Here is a 6,194-nt window from a genome sequence, read left to right as displayed (position 1 = left end):
CCGTCCTTTTTGGACGGGCGGGACGCCCATCCCACAATAACAATTAAAATTGTAAGTTATTTAATTCGCGATCCTTAATTAAAAGAACGCAGACGAAATTTCATCTGCGTTCATCTGTGTTTATCTGCTAATATCTGCGGTCAAAAAACATCCCAATCTCCCAATCTAATATGATGTGCGGTCGATCGACCACGCTCAAAAGCCGGGGCGGGTTTACAGAATCTCTCGTTTCTATTGTAGATATTGGTAAACCCGCCCCTACAGGAATTATGGTCAATTCACCTGACATGATATAACTACTTCGCAGCAGGTAAAGACAACTGAGGCGAAGTTTTAGCATAGCTTCCATTCACGGGAATGGCATCCGGTTCCTGCGAAAGCAAAAACTCACGAATAACCCTAGCAACTGCTCTTTGAGCTAAACCGCCGACTACTTTCTGCCCCATATTCTGCACTTCCGGTTTCACCAACAATTGCGGAAGTAGCTGCAATACTTTCGTCCCGTCAAAGCCGGGAGTTGATTGCAAAATATCCCAAATCCGTTTGATGTGTTCTAAGTTTTTTTGTTCAGTTGGTGAAACCACAGGTTGATTTGCCTTGACTCCAAACCATTCGCCGACGACTGCTTTGGCGTTAGCAAAAGCATTGCTGGAAAGTGTGTCGAGACTCTTGACTAATTCCAGGACAATACGATCGCGAATGAAATCTCCTCTTTCGGAAAATAAATACTCTAATGCTTGGTTCAAGATTTTGCTGACATCGTAATCCTCGCTCTCGCGGGCATTGTTGAGCAAGTTTTCTAAGCGGTTCCAGCGGAATTCGCCTTGTTTGAACAGCAAATCTTGCAGGGATGCTCTCAATTCCGGTGCGGGGTCGCTCAACAGCCGTTTTGCAACGTAAGGATAAGCTTTGCTCAACACTTTGAATTCTGGATCGACATTAATGGCAATCCCTTCTAACGTGACGAGCGATCGAATAATCAAAGCATAGTAAGCTGGAACCCGGAAAGGATATTCGTACATCACCGCCGAAAGTTCGTCAGTAATGCTTTTGAAATTGAGTTCGGCAACGCTAGCACCCAAAGCATTGTTAAATACCCCCGCCAAAGCCGGAATAATTGGCGTCAAATCGGTGTCTGGCGTTAAAAACTCTAACTTGACATAATCTTTTGCCAAACCTTCAAAGTCGCGGTTCACCAAATGCACCACAGCTTCCAACAAGCCGTACCGCTGATAAGGTTTAACTTCGCTCATCATCCCGAAATCGAGATAAGCTAATTGACCGTCAGGAGTTGCCAAAAGATTGCCGGGATGCGGGTCGGCGTGAAAGAAACCGTGTTCGAGAAGTTGTCTGAGAGAGCACTGCACCCCCACTTCAATTAAGTAAGGAGCGTCGATTCCTTGAGCTTTAACGGCCTCTAAATTCGTAAGTTTGATGCCGGTGATCCACTCCATTGTTAAGACGCGGCGGCGGGTATATTCCCAGTAGATGCTGGGAACATAAATGTCTTTGATGTGGCCGTAGAGTTGGGCAAACCGTTCGGCATTTTGACCTTCGTGGGTGTAGTCCATTTCTTCGTAAATGCGCTCGCCCAACTCGTCCATAATGCTGGCGAGGTCACTGCGAATTATTTTGAAGTTGTTTTGTGCCCAAACTGCAAGACGCCGCAGGATGTAGATATCTAAGCCGATGTTTTCGGCTAAACCCGGTCGCTGGACTTTGATTGCGACTGTTTCTCCGGTTTTGAGTTTGCCTTTGTAGACTTGTCCGAGAGATGCTGCGGCGATCGGATCTGGGCTGATTTCTGCGTAGATGTCTTTGGGGTGGGCTCCCAATTCTTCTTGGATGAATTGATATGCTACTTCGTTCGGAAATGCTGGCAATTGGTCTTGCAGCGTGGTTAGTTCTTCTAAATATACTGGCGGTACTAAGTCGGGGCGTGTTGAAAGTGCTTGTCCGATTTTGATGAAAGCTGGGCCGAGTTGGCCGAGAATTTCCCGCAGTCGGACGGCGCGACGCTTTTCGTTGGTGGCGGTACGACCTGTTTTGCCGTCGAACCACACACTGAAGGCAAAGCTAAAAAATGTCCAAACAACGCTCGACAGCCTTCCCCAGACTTGTAGAGGTCGATTTCGGTACAGGGCTGCGATCGCCACTGGATCGTACCGAACAGCATCTCCGGCTAACTCGAAAGCTATGTCTCTGGCTGATTTGAGCCGATCGTCCGTTACGAGCTCCGTCTCTAGTGATACTGGTACTGCTTGCAGGGGAATTGTATTTGCATCTTGGAGATTGCCGAGTACAGCCTGAGTCCCTGAATTTACATAAGTTGGCGGGGAGGCTGGCGATACTGTCTTGACATTCATAAATCAGACCTAGTGTGAAGCATTGTAAATATATTGTAACAATTTAAGGAAGAAGACCCTTCTTCCTTCTTATATACTTACTCGCCGCTGGATCTTTGGAGTCGATCGCGAATGCCTGATAGTTGCGATTGGCTGCTGACGGGCGATCGAGGTTGGGGCATTTCGGTATCGGGCCAGTTCGGTAAGTCGTTACAGGGACAGAACTCCGGGGGCATTCCGGTTTGTTTGAACACTACGGGCATAGCGCAGCGCGCGCAGGGACTGATTTCCCAAGCTGGCGTCAGCAGTTGGGCAATTGTTTCGTTTGTGCCTTCGAGGTAACAGTCTCCGCTGTCGCGGGAGATGATTTTTTGCCAGCAGTCTTCAAATTCCTGGCTGTAGCGATCGCCCCCATTTACCAATTTGGGCTGCAGCGCTTCGGAACCGTTGCGAATTAATACTTTTTTGCCTAACTGAAACCAGTAAGCAATATATTTTCTTACTTCACTATCTGATGCCATAACTTTTAGTCAACCCTTCAACTAATTGATTATTTTAGACTTTTAATTGGAAATTACCACTCTTTCTTAAGAGACATTTTATCTTTTACATAATTTCAAAATTTGGCTATTCCTCATGTCAAATTGTTGAGCTGTCCCCCTAGTGAGTATGTTTTTTGACTAATTTATGTGAGTCTTGAATTTTCAATCTTACTTAATGAAAATTCTACCTGATTTTCAGTTAAAATTGTCGTTCGGGAAACCGATATATTTTCTCTCTTGTCGATCGCGACTCCGGCTGTTAATTTTTCGCTACCGGCGGCAGCGGGGTACCCAAAGCGCTGAGATTCAAGGCGTAACCTCCGGTGGCGAGATAAACAGTATCGGCGATCGCCCCGATGTGGCGCACGAGAGTGCCGAGGCGATCGCGAAACAGCCGCCCCGCCGGATAAGCAGGCACAACGCCCCATCCGGTTTCTTCCCCTACCAAAATTACATCAGCCGCCGCCGACTTCAAACAGGCTAGCAAATCTTGCTGCGTAGTCGCCCAAACAGCAGCTTCTTGTTCCAAAAGATTTGCCGTCCAAGTTCCCAGTGAATCAATCAACAAGCAATCTGACGGCTTGCTTGCTCGCAAAACGGCCGATAATTCGATCGGCACTTCTAGAGTTGCCCAATCAACTGGACGGCGATTTCGGTGCCGATCGAGGCGACGAATCCACTCCAAATCCGTTTCATCAACCTGACCGGTAGCCACATAGATTACTTGTTTCCCAGAACCCGCCGCCAGAGTTTCGGCCCATTCACTTTTGCCGCTTCGGGCCGGCCCAGTTACTAAGATTAATTGTCTCGATGTGGTGGGTTCTGAGTTACTCATTAGTCAGTCGATTTTAGATTTTAGATTTTAGATTTTAGATTTACTCCACAACAAATGATTTTGGGAGATTGAAGTTTGGTTAAAATTTTTGGGCTGCTCGCGACTAATGTCGCGGGCTTGTCTCCCTTCTTTGGGCGGGGTCACATACAAAGGATTAAACATAATTCCCAATTGCCAATTCCCAATTAGCAATTACCAATTATGATTTAAACGGCAAACTACCAAATGCTTTTTAAGCGATAATAGCATTGATGAGACAATATCAGAGTAAGTCGATCGAGAACCCCCGTATTTCCCAAGCTGTTATTTATGCCAGATCGTCCTCAGATATCAGCGATTATTTGCACCCACAATCGCGCCGCCTATTTAGGTGGGGCGATCGACAGCTTGCTGGTACAGGATTTTCCCGACAACTTTGAAGTAGTAGTAGTGGATAACGCTTCTAGCGATTATGCAAGCCCCGAAAGTTCGACTTCGCGCACCCGCGAGGTGGTAGAAGCAAGACAGGGCGATCGGCGTCTCAAGTACGTCTGGGAACCCGAAATCGGTCTGTCAGTAGCCCGGAACACAGGCGCTAAGCAAGCTCGCAGTGAAATATTAGCTTATCTCGACGACGACGCTATTGCTGAGCCGAATTGGCTCAGGGTGCTGCACGCGGCTTATCAAAGCAATCAACAACTCGCCGTAGCTGGTGGCAAAGTAAATTTGCTCTGGCCTTCGGGAGTCAGCCCGCCCGAATGGCTGTCACCGGGATTGGCCCAGAACTTGGGATCATACGATTTAGGCGATACTTACCTATACGTGACTGCTGCCGGTTTGACTCCCAGGGGTGTAAACTATTCAATCCGGCGCGCTTTTCTCGAACAAATTGGCGGCTTCGATGCCAAACTCGGTAGAGTCGGCAAAAAGTTGCTGTCAAATGAAGAGTTGCGGGCCACAGAATTAGCTTTAGAGTTAGGTTGGCAAGTAGTTTATCTACCGGAGGCCCTGGTGCTTCACCATGTCGCGACAGAAAGGCTCAACAAAGCTTGGTTTCTACAGCGCGGGTGGTGGCAAGGCATCAGCGAGTGTTATCGCGAACAATTGTCCGATCGAGACGGTATTGCTCAGCTTGGGCGGGGGGGTGAAAGAATCTTGAGGGGAGTCTGGAAGTCTTTTAAATATATTAGAGATCCTGGGCTGCGCTTTGAAAATTTCGTTTTTGCCTGGGGTCAAATCGGTTATTTGAGCGCAGCCATCCGCGGCCTGATTTTTGCACCGAAATCGACCAGCAGGCATTAGGCTATAGGCAATATCCCTCGCTGCTCAAGTCGTCGGCCCTGCTGTGCCGATCGCATTTCATCCACCAAAACTCGACCGCATTCAGGTTCAAGCACTCGATTATGACATCTAGTTCATCCAAGATTCCGGTTTCAGTTCTCATTCCGGCAAAAGACGAAGAACTTAATCTACCAGCGTGTCTGGCCAGCATTGCCAGGGCGGATGAAGTTTTCATGGTTGATTCCCAAAGCAGCGATCGCACGGTAGAAATTGCCATCAGCACGGGCGCAAAAGTAGTGCAATTCTACTTCGACAACCGCTGGCCGAAAAAGAAAAATTGGTCATTGGACAATCTGCCCTTTCGCAACGAATGGGTATTAATTGTCGATTGCGACGAGCGCATTCCGCCGGAACTTTGGGACGAAATCGCGCAGGCGATCGAAGACCCCAATTTTGACGGCTACTACCTCAACCGCAAAGTCTTCTTTTTAGGTCAGTGGCTGCGTTACGGCGGCCGATATCCCGACTGGAATTTGCGTTTGTTCAAGCATCAAAAAGGCCGTTACGAAAACCTCGGCACTGAATCCGTCCCCAATACTGGCGACAACGAAGTTCACGAACACGTAATTTTAGCGGGTCAAGTCGGCTACTTAAAAAATGACATGATCCACGAGGATTACCGCGATTTATTTCACTGGATAGAACGGCACAACCGCTATTCTAATTGGGAAGCTCGCGTTTATTACAATATTATTGAAGGGCGCGACGACAGCGGCACTATTGGCGCTCACTTATTTGGAGATGCAGTGCAGCGGAAACGCTTTCTCAAAAAAGTTTGGGTGTGGCTGCCTTTTAAACCTATGCTCAGATTTATTTTATTTTATTTCATTCAGCTCGGCTTTTTGGATGGAAAAGCTGGCTATATTTATGCAAGGCTATTGAGTCAATATGAGTATCAAATTAATGCAAAACTTTACGAGTTGCGTTGTTGTGGCGGTCAGTTAAATGTGGCAGAACCTGAGCCTACTCTGTCGCCGCCAGTAGTTATCAGTCAGGAGACCGAAGTGAAATTGCCGTAATAGTAGGTATGAAATTTTAACCGCAGATGGCGGCGGATTGACGCCGATGAACGCAGATATAGTCATTTCAAATAAGTATGAGACACTAGACTTCACAATAAGCACGAATAATTTCATCAAGAGATGTGCCAGG

At 47.4% G+C, this 6,194-nt stretch carries 6 protein-coding genes; 2 read left to right on the top strand and 4 right to left on the bottom strand.

Annotated elements, in window-relative coordinates; translation table 11 throughout:
• Window positions 1-296 precede the first annotated feature (296 nt).
• The 3 genes from QUB35_RS38140 to cobU all read right to left on the bottom strand — a co-directional run bounded on the left by QUB35_RS38140 (window position 297) and on the right by cobU (window position 3,722).
• Window positions 297-2,366, bottom strand: a complete 2,070-nt coding sequence (locus tag QUB35_RS38140) for an AarF/ABC1/UbiB kinase family protein (RefSeq protein WP_333148162.1) — start codon at window positions 2,364-2,366, stop codon at window positions 297-299.
• Between the two features lie 77 nt (window positions 2,367-2,443).
• The gene (locus QUB35_RS38135; RefSeq protein WP_333148160.1) at window positions 2,444-2,866 is read right to left on the bottom strand and encodes a hypothetical protein; all 423 of its coding nucleotides are present in this window, start codon (window positions 2,864-2,866) and stop codon (window positions 2,444-2,446) included.
• A 280-nt stretch (window positions 2,867-3,146) separates the two neighbouring features.
• Window positions 3,147-3,722 carry a bifunctional adenosylcobinamide kinase/adenosylcobinamide-phosphate guanylyltransferase gene (gene cobU / locus QUB35_RS38130; RefSeq protein WP_333148158.1) on the bottom strand — a complete coding sequence of 192 codons (576 nt, stop codon included), beginning with the start codon at window positions 3,720-3,722 and terminating at the stop codon, window positions 3,147-3,149.
• A gap of 309 nt (window positions 3,723-4,031) precedes the next feature.
• On the opposite strand from cobU, the gene QUB35_RS38125 reads away from it, so the two are divergent.
• Complete coding sequence (locus QUB35_RS38125; RefSeq protein WP_333148156.1) at window positions 4,032-5,003, top strand: glycosyltransferase family 2 protein; 972 nt, start codon at window positions 4,032-4,034, stop codon at window positions 5,001-5,003.
• Window position 5,004: 1 nt separating this feature from the next.
• Here the strand turns inward: QUB35_RS38125 and QUB35_RS38120 are convergent, their stop codons facing one another.
• On the bottom strand, window positions 5,005-5,217 hold the full coding sequence (locus tag QUB35_RS38120; RefSeq protein WP_223300923.1) for a hypothetical protein: 213 nt from the start codon (window positions 5,215-5,217) through the stop codon (window positions 5,005-5,007).
• Between QUB35_RS38120 and QUB35_RS38115 the strand changes: the two genes are divergently transcribed.
• Complete coding sequence (locus QUB35_RS38115) at window positions 5,126-6,061, top strand: glycosyltransferase family 2 protein (RefSeq protein WP_333148165.1); 936 nt, start codon at window positions 5,126-5,128, stop codon at window positions 6,059-6,061. The two genes, QUB35_RS38120 and QUB35_RS38115, sit on opposite strands and share 92 nt — an antisense overlap.
• The last annotated feature ends 133 nt before the right edge of the window (window positions 6,062-6,194 follow it).

Source organism: Microcoleus sp. B13-B6, assembly GCF_036705405.1.
In the GTDB taxonomy this organism is placed as follows: domain Bacteria; phylum Cyanobacteriota; class Cyanobacteriia; order Cyanobacteriales; family Microcoleaceae; genus Microcoleus.
The sequence above is the reverse complement of the archived record's forward strand: the minus strand, read 5'-3'. Positions and strand labels throughout refer to the sequence as shown.